The organism is Mycetocola miduiensis (genome assembly GCF_900115155.1).
Lineage (GTDB): Bacteria > Actinomycetota > Actinomycetes > Actinomycetales > Microbacteriaceae > Mycetocola_A > Mycetocola_A miduiensis.
Map to the genome: position 1 here is coordinate 129,768 of NZ_FOVM01000008.1, position 19,093 is coordinate 148,860.

Sequence of the window (19,093 nt, forward strand, 5' to 3'; positions counted from 1 at the left end):
GTGGCGTAGCCTGCCGGTGCCACCACGAGCGGGATCCGGGAATCGCGGCAGGTTCGATCCCGGTGGAGGAAACAATGGCTAATTCCAACACGGTTTCGCGCTCGACCAAGCTCGGTGTCGAAGAACGCATCGCCGCAATCGAAGCCCTCAAAACGAAGGAACTCGACGTCCTCGTCGTCGGCGGCGGGATCGTCGGAGCGGGAAGCGCGCTGGATGCCGTCACCCGCGGCCTGTCCACCGGCATCCTCGAGGCGAGGGACTGGTCGAGCGGAACCTCGAGCCGGTCATCGAAACTCGTTCACGGCGGCATCCGTTACCTGGAACAACTCGACTTCCGGCTCGTGCGCGAAGCCCTCATCGAGCGCGGACTGCTGCTGCAGCGCATCGCCCCGCACCTCGTGAAGCCGGTGAAGTTCCTGTACCCCCTCAACCGCCCGGTCTTCGAACGGCTCTACATCGGCGCGGGTATGCTGCTTTACGACCTGTTCAGCTACACCGGCGGCCGTCCCCCCGGGGTGCCGCACCACAGGCACCTCACCAAACGCCAGGTGCAGAAGTCGATCCCGTCGCTGCGGGACAACGCCTTCGTCGGTGGACTCACCTACTACGACGCCCAGGTCGATGACGCCAGGTATGTCGCATCCCTCGTGCGCACCGCCTCCTTCTACGGCGCCCACGCCGCGAGCCGGGTCCGCGTCGAAGGCTTCCTCAAGGTCGGCCAGCGCGTGGTCGGCGTCAAGGCTCACGACCTCGAGACCGGCGAACGCTTCGAGGTCCGTGCCCGGCAGGTCGTCAACGCGACGGGAGTGTGGACCGACGACACGCAGGCGATGGTCGGCGAACGCGGCCAGTTCAAGGTGCGTGCGTCGAAAGGCATCCACCTGCTGGTCCCGCGCGACCGGTTCCAGTCCACCATGGGCCTGCTGCTGCGCACCGAGAAGAGTGTGCTGTTCGTCATCCCGTGGGGCAGGCACTGGATCATCGGCACCACCGACACCGACTGGAACCTCGACAAGGCGCACCCGGCCGCAACCGCCGCTGACATCGACTACCTTCTCGAGCACGTCAACAAAGTGCTCGCGGTGCCGCTCACCCGCGACGACGTCGAAGGCGTCTATGCCGGGCTTCGCCCGCTGCTCGCCGGCGAGTCCGACCAGACCTCCAAGCTCTCCCGTGAGCACCTCGTCGCCCATTCCGTCCCAGGGCTCGTCGTCATCGCCGGCGGCAAGTGGACCACGTACCGGGTCATGGCGAAGGATGCCATCGACGCAGCGGCCGACGCACTCGACGGCAAGGTCCCGCAATCGATCACCGACAACATCGCCCTGCTCGGCGCCGAGGGATACCAGGCTGCGTGGAACAAACGCGGCAAAATCGCTCGCGCCTTCGGCGTCCACAAGGTCCGGATCGAGCACCTGCTCAACCGGTACGGCGTGCTCACCGATGAACTGCTCGACCTCATGCGCCAGCGCCCGGAACTGAACGACGCTCTCCCCGGTGCCGACGACTACATCGGCGCCGAAGTCGTCTACGCGGCATCCCACGAGGGAGCACTCCACCTCGAGGACGTGCTCGCCAGGCGCACCCGGATCTCGATCGAAGCCTGGGACCGCGGTGTTTCCGCAGCCCCCGTCGCCGCGCGGCTCATGGCCGGGGTGCTGGGCTGGGACGAGGAACGCATCGAGCGTGAAGTCGCGACCTACCTCAAGCGGGTCGCAGCCGAGCGTGCCTCCCAGGAGCAGCCTGACGACGAGTCCGCCGACCGGATCCGTCTCGAAGCCCCGGACATCGTGACAGTGAAGTGATCGTCGTCTCCCAGCCGACATCGACAGGGAGGCGGACCGGGCTCCGTTAGACTTGGGTTACTGCATCCAAGCGTTGAGGAGTCCGGCGATGGTCGATGTTCGGCGGGTCAAGCTCCCGGGAGTGGGCGTCCTGCACACGTTCGTGACCGACGACGGCGGCAAGGTGGGCGTCATCGCCCACCGCTCCGGACACAGCGACCTGATCACGTTCGCCGACGACGAAGACGGATCGGATGCCAGCAAGGTTTCGCTCCGCCTCAGCGAAGACGAGGCGCACACCCTCGCTGAGCTGCTCGGCGGAACGCAGATCACCGAGTCGCTGACAGCGCTCGACCAAATTCCCGGTCTCTCGATCGACTGGTTCCGTGTGGACTACGACGATCACATCGCCGGTCAGCCCCTCGGTGACCCCGCCGATCGCGGCATCGTCGGCCTCACCGTCGTCGCCGTTGTGCGAGGCGAGTCGGCCAACCCCGCGCCGTCGAAAGACTTCCGCGTGTTTCCCGGCGACACGCTCGTCGTCGCCGGCAGCCCTGAGAAGGTCGCCAAGGCATTCTCGTTCTTCCGCACCGGCGAATCACACCTGGCTGGGGCGACCGAAGCTCCGCCGGGAAGCTAACGATGTTCGCCGCCGCTGCAGGTGAAGGCTCGTCGCTGGGAACGGATCTCGTCGTTCTCGGAACACTTCTCGTCGTCGCCTACATCTTCGGTCGCCTCGGCAAGATCATCGGGCTTCCCGCGATCCCGATCTATATGATCGTCGGGTTCCTGGCGAGTCCGAATAACGGCTGGTTCCCGCTCAACTTCCAAAGCGGGTACATCGAACTCATCGCCGTGTTCGGCCTGATCCTGCTTCTGTTCAACCTTGGCCTCGAGTTCGACCAGGACGAGTTCTTCGGCAACGCGGGAAAGCTGCTCATCTCGGGCGGTTCCTACCTCGTCCTGCTCATGGGGGCCGGCCTGATCTTCGGGTTCGCTCTCGGCTGGGGCACCCGGGAAGCACTCATCGTCGCCGGCATCATCGGCACCTCCTCCAGCGCCATCGTCACCAAGCTCCTGATCGAACTCAATCGGCTCGCCAACCGCGAGACGCCGATGATCCTCGGGGTGACGGTTGTGCAGGACATCTTCCTCGCCGTCTACCTCGCCATCGTGTCCGTCATCCTCAGCGGCGAATCGGACCCCTGGCTGGTCGTCGGAAAACTCGCGATCGCGTTCACCTTCCTCGTCGTCATGTTCAGCGTTGCCCGCTGGGGCGGGGCGTACGTCAGCCGCTTCTTCCGTACCAAGGACGACGAACTCTTCACGATCCTGTTCTTCGGGCTTGCGGTACTGTTCGGCGGGCTCGGCGAAGTTCTCGGCGTCAGCGACGCCATCGGCGCCTTCCTGATCGGGCTCGTCCTCGGCGCGACCAGGTACAGCGCCAAAATCGAACATGTCGCCGTTCCGCTCCGCGACGTCTTCGGGGCGTTTTTCTTCCTCAACTTCGGATTGACCCTGGATCCGAGCCAGTTCGCCCTGGTCATCTGGCCCGTCATCCTCGCGGTGCTGCTCACGCTTGTGCTCAACGTCGTCGCCGGGCAGTTCATGGCCCGGCTCTACGGTTTCAGCACACAGGCCGGGATCAACGCCGCAGCGATCCTGATGAACCGGGGCGAGTTCGCGCTCATCCTCGCCATTCTCGCTCTCACGGCCGGCCTCGACGAGCGCCTGCAACCGTTCGCCGGACTGTACGTGCTCGTGATGAGTGTGATGGGTCCCCTCCTGGCATCAAACTCTGAGAAAATCGGCGCTGCGCTGCTCCGCACGAAGACCGTTGCGGTCAAGCCGCGACCACGAAACGTGTTGCTGGAGGAGCAGATCGCCCTTGTCGAAGCGGCGACATCAGACGACAGCAGCGCCGACACGGCGCGGGTCGTCGACCGGATCGTCGACCAGGCCGGCACCCCGAGCGACCACCCACCAGAACAGACAACGAAGCGAGATGACGATTACTAGCAGTACCCCGGCCGACCCCACCGAACCCCCGCAGACCCTCGCCCGCACGATGCGCCAGCCGCGCTGGATTGCGATGCTCCTGCTCGCACTCCTCGTCTCCGGCGCCTTCGCGTGGCTCGGGCAGTGGCAGCTTGAACGGGCCGTGGTGTCATCGGAGAACGTCGATAAACCGACCGAATCGGTCGTGAAACTGAGCGACGTTGCCACCCCGGGCAAGCCGCTCCGCGACGTCTCCGTCGGTCAGCTCGTCACGGTCGAAGGAACCTGGGTGCCCGGCGACTTCCTCATCATCTCTGAACGGGTGAACCTCGGCGTCACTGGTTACTGGGTGGCGGGGCACCTTTCCACAGGAACCAACCCGGAGGACCCGTCCGTCGCCGTCGCGTTCGGCTGGACCGAGGATCGTGAAACGGCTGACCGGGTCGCGGCCGACCTCAACGCCGTCGCCGACGCATCCGTTGTCGACATCACCGGCCGCCTCAACGCCTCGCAGGGTCCTGAGGTGCCCGACGAGGGGGAGGACCCGTTCGAACTGAATCGGATGTCCGTCGCCGCGCTCATCAACATCTGGCCGGGCATGGCGGAACGACCGATCTACAACGGCTACGTCGTCGCTGCGGCTGCTCCCGCCCCGCTGACCTCGATCGACGCACCGGCCGTGGAGCAGGAGACAACAGTCAACTGGTTGAACATCTTCTACGCCATCGAATGGGTGGTGTTCGCGGGCTTCGCCATCTTCCTCTGGTACCGGCTCGTGAAGGACTCGTGGGAGCGGGAACAGGAGGAGCGGGCGCTCACAGCGCCCGGGTCCGACACCGAAACCGGGCGGGTAGAATAGACCCATGCCCCTCCAACCTCGAGAGAGAGATCTGCCGCGTATCCCCGCGGCGCTCGTCTTCTACAAGGTCTCTTCCATCGTCACCGGCACCCTGCTTCTTCTGCTCTGCGCCGAGATGATCATGAAATACGCCTTCGGCCTCGAACTCGAACTCGGTGGCGCCTATGGGTTCCTCGCGTTCGTGCCGAGCGACAGCCTGCAGGCGATCAATCTTTCGCTGGGCATCCTGATGATCCACGGCTGGGGTTACGTCGTTTACCTCTTCGCCGACTTCCGGATCTGGAGCCTCATGCGTTGGCCGTTCCCGAAGTTCCTGCTCATCGCCCTCGGAGGCGTCATCCCATTCCTGTCGTTCTTCCTCGAAGTGCGCATCGTCCGTGAAGTGAAGGCGTACCTCGCCTCGCGCGCGGCATCCGCCAACCTCAACCCCGAATCAGTGGAGGCAACCCATTAGCGAGCAGGCCACCAGCGCGCGCCCCGTCCTCGTCGTCGACTTCGGCGCCCAGTACGCCCAGCTCATCGCGCGCCGCGTGCGCGAGGCGGGGGTTTACTCCGAAATCGTCCCGCACTCGATCAGCGCTGCAGAAGTTGCCGAGAAGAACCCGGTAGGCATCGTCCTCTCCGGCGGTCCGTCGAGCGTGTACGAAGACGGCGCCCCCTCACTCGACACAGGGATCTTCGATCTCGACGTGCCGACGCTCGGCATCTGCTACGGATTCCAGGTCATGGCCCGCGCGCTCGGCGGCGAGGTCGCGAACACCGGCCTCCGTGAGTACGGATCGACGGATGCCGCCCTGTCGACCGACGGCGGAGTCCTCCTCGGCGGCCAGCCCGCCGACCAGACGGTCTGGATGAGCCACGGCGACTCGGTGGCCCAGGCGCCTGAAGGTTTCACCGTGCTCGCGTCGACGGCATCCACCCCGGTGGCTGCATTCGGAAACGACGAACGCCGCCTCTACGGCGTGCAGTGGCACCCCGAGGTGAAGCACTCCCTGTACGGGCAGAACGTGCTCGAGAACTTCCTGCACAACGCTGCCGGGATTCCGTCGGACTGGAACCCCGGAAACGTCATCGCGGAGCAGGTTGAACGCATCCGTGCCCAGGTCGGCACCGGCAAGGTCATCTGTGGCCTGTCCGGAGGCGTCGACTCCGCCGTTGCTGCCGCCCTCGTGCACGAAGCCGTCGGCGACCAGCTCGTCTGTGTCTTCGTCGACCACGGGCTGCTCCGCCAGGACGAGCGCAAGCAGGTGGAAGAGGATTACGTCGCCGCGACCGGTGTACGGCTGATCACCGTCGACGCGCGTGAGCAGTTCCTCAACGCCCTCGCCGGTGTGAGCGACCCCGAAACGAAGCGCAAGATCATCGGCCGCGAGTTCATCCGCACCTTCGAGAAGGCGCAGGCGGACCTCATCGCCGAGTCGCTCGAGGACGACGGCGACCCGATCGCGTTCCTCGTCCAGGGCACCCTGTACCCCGACGTCGTCGAATCCGGCGGCGGCGCAGGCACCGCGAACATCAAGAGCCACCACAACGTCGGCGGGCTCCCTGACGACCTCACCTTCGAGCTCGTCGAACCGCTTCGCACCCTTTTCAAGGACGAAGTCCGCGCCATCGGCCGCGAACTCGGCCTGCCGGAGGTCATCGTCGGCCGGCAGCCGTTCCCCGGCCCCGGTCTCGGTATCCGCATCGTCGGAGAGGTGACCGCCGAACGTCTCGAACTGCTTCGTAAAGCGGATGCCATCGCCCGCTTCGAGCTGTCGGCCGCCGGCCTCGACAACGAAATCTGGCAGTGCCCGGTCGTGCTGCTTGCCGACGTGCGCTCGGTCGGTGTCCAGGGAGACGGACGCACCTACGGGCATCCGATCGTCCTCCGCCCCGTGAGCTCGGAAGACGCGATGACCGCGGACTGGACACGCCTGCCGTACGACGTGCTTGCGAAGATCTCGAACCGGATCACGAACGAGGTCGAGGGCGTGAACCGGGTCGTGCTCGACGTCACGTCGAAGCCGCCGGGCACCATCGAGTGGGAGTGAGGGTGGGGAGCGAGAGTTCTGCTCCTCAGCTCACACAATGACGATTCCGGGACCGGCTCGCTGAGCCGGTCCCGGGTCCGTTAACCCCGCTCGTCCAGGTTGTGGTGAGCCGGCCCCGGAATCGTTCCAACTCCCCGCAAACACTCGATCCTCACCAGAGGTGGCTTGGGGTGAATCGTCGACCCGAGGAAAGGAGATCGGCGCCAGGTAAGGACCTCACCGCTGTGGCGTCCTTACCTCGGGGCTTTCTCCTTACCTCGGGTTGGTTGTCGGCGACGGGACTGCACTCGGTGACCGCACGATGAGCAGGGGATCGCACGGTTTTCAAGAGCGTTTCGCGGGTTCTGGCCTGATAAGCGTGCCATCTCCTGATAACCGTTCGGCCGGGACACGTATGGGCCCACACCGTTCGAGCCGGCGCCTCGGCCCACACCGTTCGAGCCGGGCGATGGCGTGTCGGCTGACCATCAGCGCGGGACAAGGAGATCGGCGCCAGGTGAGGACCCCATAGCTATGGCGTCCTTATCGCGGGGCTTTCTCCTTCTCCCGGGTCGCGGACACGCGAGGCACGGGCGGGGTGAGGTCGAGGGCGTACTTGTCTGCACGAACGAGGATGACGCCCGCCAGGATGCCGACTCCACCGAGCAGCTGCAGGAGCCCGGGCAGCTCAGCCAGCAGCAGCCACGACGCCAGCACCGCGAACACCACCTCGGAGAGCCCGACGAACGAAGCCAGCCGCGTGCCGAGCCGCGCCGTTGCGATGATCCCGGTGACGTAGGCCGCCGCCGTCGAGATTACCGCAAGGGCGAGCATCGGAACGAGCCACGACATCTCGACCCCGAGCATCGTCACATCCGACGTCGAGAAGGCCAGCGGGAGCAGCCCGATCAGTCCGCAGACGGCGACCGTCACGGTCCCGACGATCAGGCCTCCGCCGGCGAGGACGAGAGGAGGCAGTTCATCGCTGATCCTGGTCCCGAGCACGAAATAGGTGGCCAGCGAAACCGCCGCGAGAAGCGCCCAGGCGACGCCGAGCGGGTGCACGGTCTGTGCACCGGTGAGGTCCAGCACGCACACCATGCCGACGATCGCGACGACCGTGCCCACAATCGTGAGCACGCCCGGCCGACGCCGCGTGCGAGCCCAGACTAGGAGGACGAGAAGCACCGGCGCCAGGTACTCGATGAGAAGGGCAACGCCGACCGACATGTACGACACCGCGTTGAAGAACCCGACCTGGGCGCCCGAAATCGCGATGACACCGTAGAGGACGATGATCTTGCTGCTCTGACGCAGGGTGGCCCACCGGCCGCGCATCAACAGCAGGGTGGGGATGAGGAGGACCAGCGCGGCTCCACCGACCCGGACCAGCACCGCTGCTCCGGGCGACCAGCCTGAATCCATCAGGGCTTTCGCGAACGGCCCGCTCAGGGCAAACGTGAAAGCCGAAACGAGTGCGATCGCGACACCCGTGATCTGTCCTCGTGCGGCCGGCCGAACGGCATCCGTCGCGGTTGTTGGTGCGGTCATGGTGACATCCGCCTCGGGATTTTCCGGTAAGGAGTGAAAAGGGGTTATGCTCATGACAGTAGACCCGAATGCCGTCAGGAGTCAACATGCTTTTTGCACATGACACTGAGGTGTCGCTCGCCACCACTGCGGCACTTCTCAACACGCTGCCCGGTGCATCCCACAGCGGCACAGACGAGCTCTCAACGCCCGAGCAGCTCGTCGCGTTCCTGGATCGGTTCGAGTTCACGGGTTCACGAACAGGGGATGCCACAGAGCTGGCGGAAATGCGCGCGCTGCGTCCGCGACTGCGCGAGCTGTGGACCCGCGGCGAAGAGGGCGTGGTGCACCTGGTGAACGACCTGTTGCGTGAGGCGAACGCCCTGCCCCAGCTCGTGAAGCACGACGCCTGGGACTGGCACCTGCACGCGACTCCGGCCAGCGCGCCGGTGGCGCTGAGGGCGCAGGTCGAGGTGGCGATGGCGATGGTGGACTTGATCCGGGCGCAGGAACTGTCGCGGTTGCACGAGTGCGCCGCGGAAGACTGCAGCGCGGTGGTCGTCGACCTTTCCCGCAACCGCTCGCGCCGGTACTGCGACGTCGGCAACTGCGGCAACCGCGCCAACGTGGCCGCGTACCGGCAGAGACTCCGCGGGGCGTAGCCGGCGGCGAGAAGCAACGGCACTGTTCGCAACTTCGGAGATGTCTCGCTACTAGGTGGGATTTCGCACGGATATAGTCGTCGAGCTCGGATTCCTCCGAAGTTGAACACGGCGGACACACACCAGAAGCGCGCGGACGCTGCCGCCCGGCGTCAGCCCTCGACGACGATCCCCAGCTGCGCGGCGAAGAGCTGAGCGAGCTCGGCCACCTGCACTTCGTTGACCGTCGCGCCGGCGAGCCCCTCGAGACCGTGGACAGCGCGAAAGTCGAGGCCGCGCAGGTCCACGTGCTTGAGCGTTGCCCGCGTGACATCCAGCGTCTTCACGGTTGTCCCCGGAAATGCGACGCGGGTGGCGGTCACGCCGCCGAGGTCGAGTTCGTCGATGGTGCAGTCCTCGAAGATCACATCGGTGAGGTGCGATCCGCGCAGGTTGACGTAGCCGAGCTTGCATTGCCGGACCCGCACGCCGTTCCAGGTCGTGTCGAACAGCTCAGCGGAGCCGAGCCGGGAGCGCTCCAGCACGACGTCCCGCAGTGTTGAGCGTGACATCCGCAATATCGGGGCATGCACACCACTGAGCGTCGTCTCGAGGAACCGGGCACCCCGCAGGTTCGCATCGTCGAGGTCGACCCCGTCGAAGGCGCACTCCCGCAGGGTCAGGCCGGCCAGGTCGCGGCCGCTGAAGTCGGTATCGGCGAACGACTCCAGCTCCAGGTCGTCGTCAGCGTCGACGGATGCCGCGTCGCCGTCGGTGCGCTGGACGTCGCGGAGCGCGTCGATTCGGGGCGGGTGGGTGCTGGACTTCATGGCGAATCCTGATCTGCGCGGGGGGCCGGGGGAGGCGGCGGCGAGAAAAAAACCCCCGCCGCACCGGTAAGCCGGGCGACGGGGGTTCGAGCGGAAGATTTTATTCGCGCGTGATGGCGATCATCCGCAGGATTTCGAGGTACAGCCAGATAACGGTGACCATGACGCCGAAGGCGCCCGACCAGCCGAACTTCCGCGGTGCGCGGTTCTGCACGCCCCGCTGGATGAAATCGAAGTCGAGAACCAGCGAGTATGCGCCCATGATGACGCAGAGCACACCGAGGATGAGGCCGAGCGGAATGCCGAAGATCTCTTCGCTGCGGAGTCCGAAGGCGTTGTCGGTCAGGCCGAACAGCTGCATTCCGACGTTGATGAGCGAGAACACGAGGTACCCGACCATCGCGATGAGGAAGATCTTCGTGGCCTTCTTCGACGCGCGGATCTTTCCGCTCGCGAAAAGGGCGAGCGTCACGCCGACGACGGTGAGGGTGGCGAGCACGGCCTGGACGACGATGCCCGGCCAGGCTGCCTCGAAGATGTAGGAGATACCACCGACGAAAACGCCCTGGGCTGCCGCATAGGCGAGGACCAGCGGAGCGGACGGCTCCTTCTTGAAGATGTTGACCATCGCGAGGATGAAGCCGATGATGGCGGCGCCGAAGACCAGGGCGGGCATCGTCGCACCGAGTGCCCAGCCGGCAAGAGCACCGACAACGAGCACACCGAATGCGATTCCGCTCTTCATGACGGTGTCCTCGACCGTCATCCGGTCAGCCTGCACCGGGCCGGCGGCCGGGCGGTTGTACATGTCCTGCAGCTCGGTCGCACTGGCCGTCTGAACGGCGAATGCCTGCGCGTTCGGCTGCGTGAATGCCGGGTTCTTGAACGCCGGGTTGCTCGTTGCCATGTCTGTGTTGTTCCTTCTCAGTCGTATCGGCTGGAATGTGTTCGGACCGCGGAGCGGAACCTCCCTTTAATCTAGCGCTCTTTGCTGGGAAAAGCCGAGGATTCCGGGGTATTCCGCCCTCTTTCTCTGATACGGATCCCTCGGAACTAGGCTCGGGAGCATGACGTTTCCCGGTCCGAACCGACCGCTCATCATCGGCCACCGCGGCGCCCCGGGCTACCGGCCCGAGCACACGCGGTCGTCCTACGAGCTGGCGCTCGCCCTCGGTGCGGATGCCGTCGAGCCTGACATCGTCGCGACGAAAGACGGCGTCCTGGTCCTGCGCCACGAAAACGAGATCTCCGGCACGACCGACGTGGCCTCCCGCCCCGAATTCGCCAGCCGCCGCACGACGAAAATCGTTGACGGCGACGAACTGACCGGCTGGTTCACCGAAGACTTCACCTGGCGCGAACTCTGGACCCTCCGCTCGCGGGAGCGGATCGCTGCGCTGCGCTCGTCGAGCGCGACGTTCGACGGGACAGCCGGGATCCTCCGGCTGCGCGACCTGCTCGGAATCCTCGATGCCTCAGCAAAAAGCACCGGCCGGATGCCCGGACTGGTGGTCGAGATCAAGCACGCGACCTACTTCGAACGGGCTGGGCTTCCGCTCGATGAACTGCTGGCGTCCGAGCTCGCTGGCACGCAATTCGCTGACGGCTCCGGTCTCGTCATCGAAGCGTTCGAGCACACGGTGCTGCGAAAGCTGGCCGTTCGCGGGGTCCATGCCGCGTACGTCTACCTCCTGGAGAGAAAGGGCGCACCGTACGATGCTGTCGCCGCGCTCGGAACGGACGCACCGCCGTACTCCGAGACGCTGACGGATGCCGGCCTCGACGCGCTCGTCGGCAGCGTCGACGGCATCAGCGTCGACAAGGCTCTGCTCTTCTCCGGGAACGCCGACGGGTCGACCAACGATCTCGTGGCGCGGGCGCACCGCCGTGGCCTCGCCGTCTTCACCTGGACTCTGCGGCCCGAGAACGCGTTCCTGGCACCCGCGTATCGGTCGGACGGAGAACCGGCGGATTTCGGACACTGGGAGGCCGAGTTCGACGCCATCCTCCGAACCGGCGTGGACGGCGTCTTCTGCGACCACCCCGATCTCGGCGTCGCAGCGAGAGATGCTCTCCTCGGGTAAGCGATGTCGGATGCCCGGCCTAAACTGGAAGGGATATGGCGAGCACCCCTACCCCAGACGCACACTCAGCGACCCCGGTCATCATGGACGGCTGGAAGACCGCCGCCATCCCAGGCGCGGGCGGTGAGAAGCGCGCTGGAGGCAGTCGTCTTCTCGACGGCCTCAACCCGCAACAGCGCCAGGCCGTGGAGTACCGCGGACAGGCTCTGCTCATCGTCGCCGGCGCTGGTTCGGGCAAGACCAGCGTCCTCACCCGCCGCATAGCAAGTCTTCTCGAGAATCGCGAAGCCTGGCCGAGCCAGATCCTCGCCATCACCTTCACGAACAAGGCCGCGGCCGAGATGCGCGACCGGGTTCGGGCGCTCGTCGGGCAGGCAGCTGAGGGTATGTGGATCTCCACGTTCCACTCGGCGTGCGTGCGCATCCTCCGGCGCGAAGCCGAGAACTTCGGATTCACCAAGAACTTCACGATCTACGACTCCTCCGATTCCCGGGTGCTCATCAAGCGGATCATCAAGGAACAGGGCGCCGACGTGCTCGGCTTCACCCCGGCGAACGTGTCGGCGAAGATCTCGAAGCTCAAGAACGAGCTCGCCGACGTCGACAGCTACGCCAGGAACGCCAACATGGACGACCCGAACGAAGCGGCGTTCCTCTCGATCTTCCGGGCATACACCCGCGCGCTCACCGCAGCCAACGCCTTCGACTTCGACGACCTCATCGGCCAGACGGTGTACCTGTTCCGGGCCTTCCCCCTTGTGGCGGCCGCTTACCGCACCCGGTTCCACCACGTGCTCGTCGATGAGTACCAGGACACCAACCACGCCCAGTACGCCCTCATCCGGGAACTGACCAGGCCGCCGGCCGTCGAAGACGGCGCCCTCGTCGCCGCCGGCAATGGGGCATCCCTCACGGTGGTCGGTGACTCTGACCAGTCCATCTACGCGTTCCGCGGCGCCGACATCCGCAACATCACCGAGTTCGAGCATGATTTCCCGGGCGCGGAGGTGATCCTGCTCGAACAGAACTACCGATCGACGCAGAACATCCTCACCGCCGCGAACTCGGTCATCGCCAACAACTTCGACCGCAAAGACAAGAAGCTGTGGACCGCCGTCGGCGACGGAGAGAAGATCGTCGGCTACACCGGGTACTCCGGTCACGATGAGGCCCAGTTCGTTGCCGACGAGATCGAAAAGCTCCACGCCGCCGGGACCCCGTACAGCGACGTCGCCGTGTTCTACCGCACCAACTCGCAGACGCGCGCGCTCGAGGAAATCTTCATCCGCTCCGCGCTTCCGTACCGGATCATGGGCGGCACCAAGTTCTACGAGCGCGCCGAGGTCAAGGACGCGATGGCGTACCTCGTCTCCGTGGCCAACCCGGCAGACACGCTTGCGCTTCGCCGCATCCTGAACACACCGAAGCGCGGAATCGGGCCGGCCACCGAGACGGCGTTGTTCAGCTTCGCCGAAGACAACGGGCTCAGCTTCCGCGACGGCATGCGGGAAGCCACCGCCCTCGGCCTCGGGCCGAAGGTGACGAACGCGATCCTGTCACTCTCCGCGCTGCTCGACGAGGGCGCGAAACTCGTCGCCGAGGGCAAGGTGGCCGACGTGCTCTCGCTGCTCGTGACCCAGAGCGGGCTCATCGAAGCACTGCGGCGCAGCCACGACCCTCAGGACGAAGCGCGCGCCGAGAACATCGAAGAACTCGTGGCGGTAGCGAAAGAATTCGAGCGCAACAACCCCGACGGAGAACTGGTCGACTTCCTCACCGAGGTGTCGCTCGTCGCCGCGGCGGACGACCTCGACGACTCCAGCGGAACCGTCTCTCTGATGACCCTGCACACCGCGAAGGGTCTCGAGTACGACGCCGTGTTCCTCACCGGAATCGAAGAAGACCTCCTGCCGCACAGGATGAGCGCGTCCGAGCCGGGTGGACCGGCCGAAGAACGTCGCCTGTTCTACGTGGGAATCACCCGGGCCAGGAAGCGCCTGTACCTGTCACTCGCGATGACTCGCGCCCAGTACGGCGAGACCGCGGTCGCGATGCCGAGCCGCTACCTGCAGGAGATCCCCGCCGAGCTCATCGAGTGGCGCCAATCGCCAGGCATGGCGAACTCGCGCGGCGGAACACAGCCCCGCGCGCTCAACGCGAACCGGTCCGGCTGGTCGGGCACCACGGGCAACGCGCTCGCCGACCGGCCGCTCACCGAGAAACGGGACTGGCCCAACCGGATCACGAACCAGGTGCGCAACAACGGCGACCTCGAGCTGGCCTCCGGTGATCGCATCCGTCACACCGACTTCGGCGAGGGACGCGTGCAGACCGTGACAGGTGAAGGCGCCAAACGCATCGCGCATGTCGCGTTCGACTCGGCCGGTTTCAAGAAGCTGCTCATCAAAATTGCCCCGATTGAGAAGATCTGATGCTCCGCACCATGTTCACGGCCAAAATTCACCGCGCCACCGTGACCCACGCCGACCTGCACTACGTCGGCTCCGTCACCGTTGATTCCGACCTGCTCGAGGCTGCCGACATCCTTCCGGGTGAACTCGTCTCGATCGTCGACGTGACCAACGGCAGCCGGCTGGAGACGTACACGATCGCCGGGGAGCCTGGAAGTGGCGTTATCGGGATCAATGGCGCTGCCGCCCACCTGGTCGGCGTCGGCGACACCGTCATCCTCATCGCTTTCGGGCAGATGACAACCGAGGAAGCCAGGGAGTACGTGCCACGCGTCGTGCACGTCGACGCCGACAACCGGGTCATCGCGCTCGGCAGTGACCCGGCGGCTGCGCTCGTCCCAGGAGTCGAGCGGGCGCCCCTCTCCCTCTGAGGCTCCCCTCCCGCTGAGGCTCCCCTCCCGCTGAGGCTCCCCTCCCGCTGAGGCTCCCCTCCCTCTGAGGTACCTCTCCCTCTGGGCCGGTCAGCAGTCGGCGCCCGTCAGCGCCGAAGACGCCGGAGGTAATACCGCACGGGAAAATGACGGATGCTTCGCGGAACGGCCGGCCAGACGACACGGACAACGCCGAGCATCCGGTCGAATCGACGTTGTTGCCGTGGCGTCCACCGGAAGCCGAATGCCTCCCGCAGCCGCGGCGGAAGAAGCGCGGCCGTCACCAGCCTCACGGCTGGCAGCCCGGCCCGCAGCCAGAGTGGTGCTCCGGCCAGCGTCAGAAGCTGCCGGGAGACCGACAGCGCCTCGGGGGAGACCTCGAGATTGTCGAGTTCCGCATCGAACCAGGAGCGGAACGCCGCCCGATCCTCCGGCCACAGGTCGGCCGGCATCTGCAGGGCGGTGCCAAGGACGGCGTACCCGCTATACACCTCGTCGGCGTCTTTCTTGGACAGGGGGCCGAAGACGAGTTCATGGACCTGAGCTGCTGTGTCGTACAGGGTCGCCGCCACCCACAGCTGCAGCGTCGGGTCGAACGCGGAGTAGCCGGCTGAGTGGGCGTTTGGAGGTTTGGTCACCGGGGCGTGGGCCGCATTCACCCGCCGAGCGATCGCCTTCCGGTCCGCGTCCGTGCCGTAAACCTGCGCATAACAGAAACCAAGAGTGCCGTGCAGCCGGTCGAGCGGGCGGGAGGTGAAGTCGCTGTGGGCGGCAACGCCGGCGCCCACAGCGGGATTCGCGATCTGCAGCAGGATTGCCCGGCCACCCCCGGCAACGAGGACGGCGTCGCCCCCGATGTCCTGCAGTGTCCTCACCCCGGCCACTGTAGTCGAGCCTCGCTGAGCGTACCGCCGGTGTTGCCGTGACAAAGTAGAGTGGGGAGCGGCCCTCTTTTCTCTCGGCGTCGAGATACCTCACACCGGGACTGCCACCCAACGCGAATACCAGCAATGCACTCAGCGGAACGGAAACCCACGTGGATCTTTACGAGTACCAGGCACGAGACCTGTTCGAAAAATACGAGGTCCCGGTGCTGCCGGGTATCGTCGCAGAAACGCCCGAGGAGGTACGCGCAGCTGCTGAGAAGATCGGTGGCGTCGTCGTCGTCAAGGCGCAGGTGAAGGTCGGAGGCCGAGGCAAGGCAGGCGGCGTCAAGGTCGCCAAGACCCCCGACGAGGCGTTCGAAGCAGCAAAGGCCATCCTCGGCCTCGACATCAAGGGCCACATCGTCAAGCGCGTGATGGTCGCCGGTGGTGCCCGCATCGCCCAGGAGTTCTACTTCTCTGTGCTGCTCGACCGGGCCAACCGCTCCTACCTCTCGCTCACGAGCGTCGAGGGTGGAATGGAGATCGAGATCCTCGCCGTCGAGAAGCCCGAAGCTCTCGCCCGCATCGAGGTCGACCCGCTCGAGGGCATCGACATCGACAAGGCGCGCGAGATCGCCGTCGCAGCGAACTTCCCGTCCGAACTCGTCGACAAGGTCGCCCCCGTCTTCGTCAAGCTGTACAACGTCTACAAGGGCGAAGACGCGACGCTCGTCGAGGTCAACCCGCTCGTCCTCACCGAGGAAGGCGACATCATCGCCCTCGATGGCAAGGTCTCGCTCGACGAGAACGCGGATTTCCGCCACCCCTCCCACGCGAAGCTCGAGGACAAGGATGCCGTCGACCCGCTGGAGGCCAAGGCCAAGGCCAGCGAGCTCAACTACGTCAAGCTCGACGGTGAAGTAGGCGTCATCGGCAACGGTGCAGGCCTTGTCATGTCGACCCTCGACGTCGTCGCGTACGCCGGTGAGAACCACGGCGGCGTGAAGCCGGCCAACTTCCTCGACATCGGAGGCGGAGCATCCGCCGAGGTCATGGCTGCCGGCCTCGATGTCATCCTCGGCGACCCGCAGGTCAAGAGCGTCTTCGTCAACGTATTCGGTGGAATCACCGCGTGCGACGCCGTGGCCAAGGGAATCGTCGGCGCGCTCGCCGAGCTCGGCTCCGCCGCGAACAAGCCCCTCGTCGTCCGTCTCGACGGCAACAACGTCGAAGAGGGCCGACGCATTCTCAACGAGGCCAACCATCCGCTGGTCACCCTCGCCGCAACCATGGACGAAGGCGCCGACAAGGCCGCCGAGCTGGCTTCGAAGTAAAAGGACGAACGAACACATGTCAATTTTCCTCAACAAGGATTCCAAGGTCATCGTCCAGGGCATCACCGGCGGTGAAGGCACCAAGCACACCGCTCTGATGCTCAAGGCAGGTACCAACGTCGTCGGCGGGGTCAACGCCCGCAAGGCAGGCACCACCGTCCTGCACGGTGACGTCGAGCTGCCCGTCTTCGGTACGGTCGCAGAGGCCATGGAGAAGACCGGCGCTGACGTGTCGATCGCCTTCGTGCCACCCGCATTCACGAAGGATGCCGTGATCGAAGCCATCGACGCAGAGATCCCTCTGCTCGTCATCATCACGGAGGGTGTTCCCGTCGGCGACTCCGCCGAGTTCTGGGCTTACGCGCAGAAGAAGGGCAACACGACCCGCATCATCGGCCCGAACTGCCCAGGCATCATCACCCCGGGCGAAGCCCTCGTCGGCATTACCCCGGCGAACATCACCGGCAAGGGCCCGATCGGCCTCGTCTCGAAGTCGGGCACCCTCACCTACCAGATGATGTACGAGCTGCGTGAGATCGGCTTCTCGACCGCCATCGGCATCGGTGGAGACCCGATCATCGGCACCACCCACATCGACGCCCTCGCCGCGTTCGAGGCGGACCCGGAGACCAAGGCGATCGTCATGATCGGCGAGATCGGTGGGGATGCGGAAGAGCGTGCCGCCGACTACATCAAGGCTCACGTCACGAAGCCCGTCGTTGGCTACGTCGCAGGCTTCACCGCGCCAGAAGGCAAGACGATGGGTCACGCAGGCGCCATCGTGTCCGGTTCGGCCGGAACCGCCCAGGCCAAGAAGGAGGCCCTCGAGGCCGCCGGCGTCAAGGTCGGAAAGACCCCGTCGGAGGCCGCACGCCTCATGCGCGAGATCATCGCCGGACTCTAAACGAGTTCCCGAAAAACCCGAAGGGCGGCAGGAAACTGCCGCCCTTCGGAGTTTTCAGCGGAGCCCGCGGCTTTTGGGCGGCTAAACTTCGAGTCGAATGAACCGCACAACTGTCGCCATGCTCGCCGCGCTTGAGGCGCTCATCACCGTCGCTATCGGCATCGGGATCTCGCTCGTCCCACTCACGATTCTGTGGGCCGTCGATGCAGGATTCTCCGTCGACTGGACCCTCTTCTGGCAGGGCTCGGTAGACATCTGGCTGCTCAGCAATGGCGTCGACATCGAAGTCACCCTCCCATCTGCGGTCGTGGCGGGGACCGGTCTCGCGGCTGCAGCAGATCCGTTCTTCGTCACCATCGCGCCCCTCGCCCTGACCGCGTGCACCGTTCTCATGGGCGCTCGTGCCGGCATCCGCGCTTCGGCCACCCGGTACTGGCAGACGGCCGTTGCCGCCGGCCTTGGCACCGTTCTGCTGCTCAACGCCCTCATCTCAGTCAGCAGCGTCGGCGAGACTCTCCGGCCGTCCCTCGCGCAGGCACTGATCCTGCCAGGAGCGGTCTACGGGCTCGGCCTCGCCATCGGTGTTCTCCGGGGCATGCACCGCATCCCTGCGGGCAACGGCGGTGCCGTCGGCCGGCTCCTGTCCGGAGTGCAGGACCGATTCGATGAACGTTTCGACAGGTTCGACCGGGCCGTGGCAGGCGCTGCCCTTCGCGGTGGCCTCGCAGCGGCGACCGGCATCCTCGGGGTGTCCGCCGTGCTTCTCGCACTCCTCGTCCTGATCAACTTCGGGCTCATCACCAGCCTGTACCAGGGTGCCCAGCTCGGCATCGTCGGCGGTGCAGCGACCACGCTTGCGCAGATCGCGTTCGTGCCGAACCTCGTCGTCTGGACCGCATCCTGGCTCGTCGGACCCGGCTTCGCCCTCGGCGCCGGCAGCGCGATCTCGCCGGTCAGCACCGTTGTCGGCCCGGTCCCCGGCCTCCCTATCCTCGGCGCAGTGCCCAGCGGAACCTTCGCCTTCGGCTTTCTCGGTCTGCTGGTGCCCGTGCTCGTCGGATACTTCGCCGCAGTGCTTCTCCGCCCGCGACTCGTCTGGGTTCTCGGCGCCCGCTCACTCGTCCGTCGCCTGCTCGTCACCGCTGCGGGCATGGGCCTGGTCGCCGGTGTTCTCCTCGGGTTGCTTGCCTGGTTCTCCGCCGGGGCGATCGGTCCAGGGCGACTCGCCGTCGTGGGCCCGAACCCCTGGCTCGTCGGCCTGTTCACCACCATTGAGGTGGGGGTCGCCGCGGCAATCGGGATGGCGTCGGGCAGCAGCCGGCCCAGCTCGACGCCGGACGTTTCTCCGCTCCGCACCGCCGACCGGGTCCGGTAGCCGGTCCGACATCTGGCGAGCCGGTCCCCGACTC

General features: G+C 65.9%; 17 protein-coding genes. 13 read left to right on the forward strand and 4 right to left on the reverse strand.

All coding sequences use genetic code 11. The annotated features are described in order from the left end of the window. Positions 1-74 precede the first annotated feature (74 nt). From BM197_RS13475 to guaA, 6 genes are all read left to right on the forward strand, one after another. A complete protein-coding gene (locus tag BM197_RS13475; protein ID WP_090712411.1) occupies positions 75-1,805 on the forward strand; it encodes a glycerol-3-phosphate dehydrogenase/oxidase in 1,731 nt (576 codons plus the stop codon). An 88-nt stretch (positions 1,806-1,893) separates the two neighbouring features. Beyond that, complete coding sequence (locus BM197_RS13480) at positions 1,894-2,424, forward strand: cation:proton antiporter regulatory subunit (RefSeq protein WP_090712413.1); 531 nt, start codon at positions 1,894-1,896, stop codon at positions 2,422-2,424. A gap of 2 nt (positions 2,425-2,426) precedes the next feature. Then, a complete protein-coding gene (locus BM197_RS13485) occupies positions 2,427-3,803 on the forward strand; it encodes a cation:proton antiporter (protein ID WP_090712415.1) in 1,377 nt (458 codons plus the stop codon). Further along, a complete protein-coding gene (locus BM197_RS13490) occupies positions 3,790-4,641 on the forward strand; it encodes an SURF1 family protein (RefSeq protein WP_245762543.1) in 852 nt (283 codons plus the stop codon). Before BM197_RS13485 ends, BM197_RS13490 begins: the two co-directional genes overlap by 14 nt. A gap of 4 nt (positions 4,642-4,645) precedes the next feature. Further along, positions 4,646-5,095: a DUF3817 domain-containing protein gene (locus tag BM197_RS13495; protein WP_090712417.1), complete on the forward strand. Its 450-nt coding sequence runs from the start codon at positions 4,646-4,648 to the stop codon at positions 5,093-5,095. Next, positions 5,091-6,674, forward strand: coding sequence for a glutamine-hydrolyzing GMP synthase (gene guaA / locus BM197_RS13500; protein WP_090712419.1), 1,584 nt, complete (start codon positions 5,091-5,093; stop codon positions 6,672-6,674). The genes BM197_RS13495 and guaA overlap by 5 nt, the downstream gene beginning before the upstream one ends. 522 nt (positions 6,675-7,196) lie before the next feature. Here guaA and BM197_RS13505 read toward each other — a convergent pair. Next, the gene (locus BM197_RS13505; protein WP_090712421.1) at positions 7,197-8,204 is read right to left on the reverse strand and encodes an EamA family transporter; all 1,008 of its coding nucleotides are present in this window, start codon (positions 8,202-8,204) and stop codon (positions 7,197-7,199) included. 86 nt (positions 8,205-8,290) lie between these two features. Between BM197_RS13505 and BM197_RS13510 the strand changes: the two genes are divergently transcribed. Further along, positions 8,291-8,845, forward strand: coding sequence for a CGNR zinc finger domain-containing protein (locus BM197_RS13510; protein WP_090712523.1), 555 nt, complete (start codon positions 8,291-8,293; stop codon positions 8,843-8,845). A 152-nt stretch (positions 8,846-8,997) separates the two neighbouring features. Here BM197_RS13510 and BM197_RS13515 read toward each other — a convergent pair whose 3' ends face one another. Both BM197_RS13515 and BM197_RS13520 read right to left on the reverse strand, forming a co-directional pair. Further along, positions 8,998-9,654, reverse strand: coding sequence for a pentapeptide repeat-containing protein (locus BM197_RS13515; RefSeq protein WP_090712423.1), 657 nt, complete (start codon positions 9,652-9,654; stop codon positions 8,998-9,000). A gap of 100 nt (positions 9,655-9,754) precedes the next feature. After that, a complete protein-coding gene (locus tag BM197_RS13520) occupies positions 9,755-10,561 on the reverse strand; it encodes a Bax inhibitor-1/YccA family protein (RefSeq protein WP_090712425.1) in 807 nt (268 codons plus the stop codon). Positions 10,562-10,721: 160 nt separating this feature from the next. Here BM197_RS13520 and BM197_RS13525 point away from each other — a divergent pair, with 160 nt between their 5' ends. The 3 genes from BM197_RS13525 to panD are packed head-to-tail and all read left to right on the forward strand — an operon-like array spanning position 10,722 to position 14,580. Continuing rightward, a complete protein-coding gene (locus tag BM197_RS13525) occupies positions 10,722-11,738 on the forward strand; it encodes a glycerophosphodiester phosphodiesterase family protein (RefSeq protein WP_090712426.1) in 1,017 nt (338 codons plus the stop codon). A 35-nt stretch (positions 11,739-11,773) separates the two neighbouring features. After that, positions 11,774-14,170, forward strand: coding sequence for an ATP-dependent helicase (locus BM197_RS13530; protein ID WP_090712428.1), 2,397 nt, complete (start codon positions 11,774-11,776; stop codon positions 14,168-14,170). After that, positions 14,170-14,580 (forward strand): aspartate 1-decarboxylase, encoded by a 411-nt coding sequence (panD, locus tag BM197_RS13535; protein WP_090712430.1) that lies wholly within the window; start codon positions 14,170-14,172, stop codon positions 14,578-14,580. Before BM197_RS13530 ends, panD begins: the two co-directional genes overlap by 1 nt. A gap of 107 nt (positions 14,581-14,687) precedes the next feature. Here panD and BM197_RS13540 read toward each other — a convergent pair whose 3' ends face one another. Further along, entirely contained in the window at positions 14,688-15,455 is a 768-nt protein-coding gene (locus tag BM197_RS13540) for an oxygenase MpaB family protein (RefSeq protein ID WP_177216841.1), read from the reverse strand. A gap of 161 nt (positions 15,456-15,616) precedes the next feature. Between BM197_RS13540 and sucC the strand changes: the two genes are divergently transcribed. The 3 genes from sucC (at position 15,617) to BM197_RS13555 (ending at position 19,059) form a co-directional block, all read left to right on the forward strand. Continuing rightward, positions 15,617-16,780 carry an ADP-forming succinate--CoA ligase subunit beta gene (sucC, locus tag BM197_RS13545; RefSeq protein ID WP_090712434.1) on the forward strand — a complete coding sequence of 388 codons (1,164 nt, stop codon included), beginning with the start codon at positions 15,617-15,619 and terminating at the stop codon, positions 16,778-16,780. A 16-nt stretch (positions 16,781-16,796) separates the two neighbouring features. Then, on the forward strand, positions 16,797-17,684 hold the full coding sequence (sucD, locus tag BM197_RS13550) for a succinate--CoA ligase subunit alpha (RefSeq protein ID WP_090712436.1): 888 nt from the start codon (positions 16,797-16,799) through the stop codon (positions 17,682-17,684). A 97-nt stretch (positions 17,685-17,781) separates the two neighbouring features. Then, positions 17,782-19,059 carry a cell division protein PerM gene (locus BM197_RS13555; protein ID WP_177216842.1) on the forward strand — a complete coding sequence of 426 codons (1,278 nt, stop codon included), beginning with the start codon at positions 17,782-17,784 and terminating at the stop codon, positions 19,057-19,059. The last annotated feature ends 34 nt before the right edge of the window (positions 19,060-19,093 follow it).

Excerpts from the sequence above, each read along its gene's own strand:
- BM197_RS13475 (WP_090712411.1), top strand. The coding sequence starts at position 75 with ATGGCTAATTCCAACACGGTTTCGCGCTCGACCAAGCTCGGTGTCGAA.
- BM197_RS13480 (WP_090712413.1), top strand. The coding sequence starts at position 1,894 with ATGGTCGATGTTCGGCGGGTCAAGCTCCCGGGAGTGGGCGTCCTGCAC.
- BM197_RS13485 (WP_090712415.1), top strand. The coding sequence starts at position 2,427 with ATGTTCGCCGCCGCTGCAGGTGAAGGCTCGTCGCTGGGAACGGATCTC.
- BM197_RS13490 (WP_245762543.1), top strand. The coding sequence starts at position 3,790 with ATGACGATTACTAGCAGTACCCCGGCCGACCCCACCGAACCCCCGCAG.
- BM197_RS13495 (WP_090712417.1), top strand. The coding sequence starts at position 4,646 with ATGCCCCTCCAACCTCGAGAGAGAGATCTGCCGCGTATCCCCGCGGCG.
- BM197_RS13505 (WP_090712421.1), bottom strand. The coding sequence starts at position 8,204 with ATGACCGCACCAACAACCGCGACGGATGCCGTTCGGCCGGCCGCACGA.
- BM197_RS13510 (WP_090712523.1), top strand. The coding sequence starts at position 8,291 with ATGCTTTTTGCACATGACACTGAGGTGTCGCTCGCCACCACTGCGGCA.
- BM197_RS13515 (WP_090712423.1), bottom strand. The coding sequence starts at position 9,654 with ATGAAGTCCAGCACCCACCCGCCCCGAATCGACGCGCTCCGCGACGTC.
- BM197_RS13520 (WP_090712425.1), bottom strand. The coding sequence starts at position 10,561 with ATGGCAACGAGCAACCCGGCGTTCAAGAACCCGGCATTCACGCAGCCG.
- BM197_RS13525 (WP_090712426.1), top strand. The coding sequence starts at position 10,722 with ATGACGTTTCCCGGTCCGAACCGACCGCTCATCATCGGCCACCGCGGC.
- BM197_RS13530 (WP_090712428.1), top strand. The coding sequence starts at position 11,774 with ATGGCGAGCACCCCTACCCCAGACGCACACTCAGCGACCCCGGTCATC.
- panD (WP_090712430.1), top strand. The coding sequence starts at position 14,170 with ATGCTCCGCACCATGTTCACGGCCAAAATTCACCGCGCCACCGTGACC.
- sucD (WP_090712436.1), top strand. The coding sequence starts at position 16,797 with ATGTCAATTTTCCTCAACAAGGATTCCAAGGTCATCGTCCAGGGCATC.
- BM197_RS13555 (WP_177216842.1), top strand. The coding sequence starts at position 17,782 with ATGAACCGCACAACTGTCGCCATGCTCGCCGCGCTTGAGGCGCTCATC.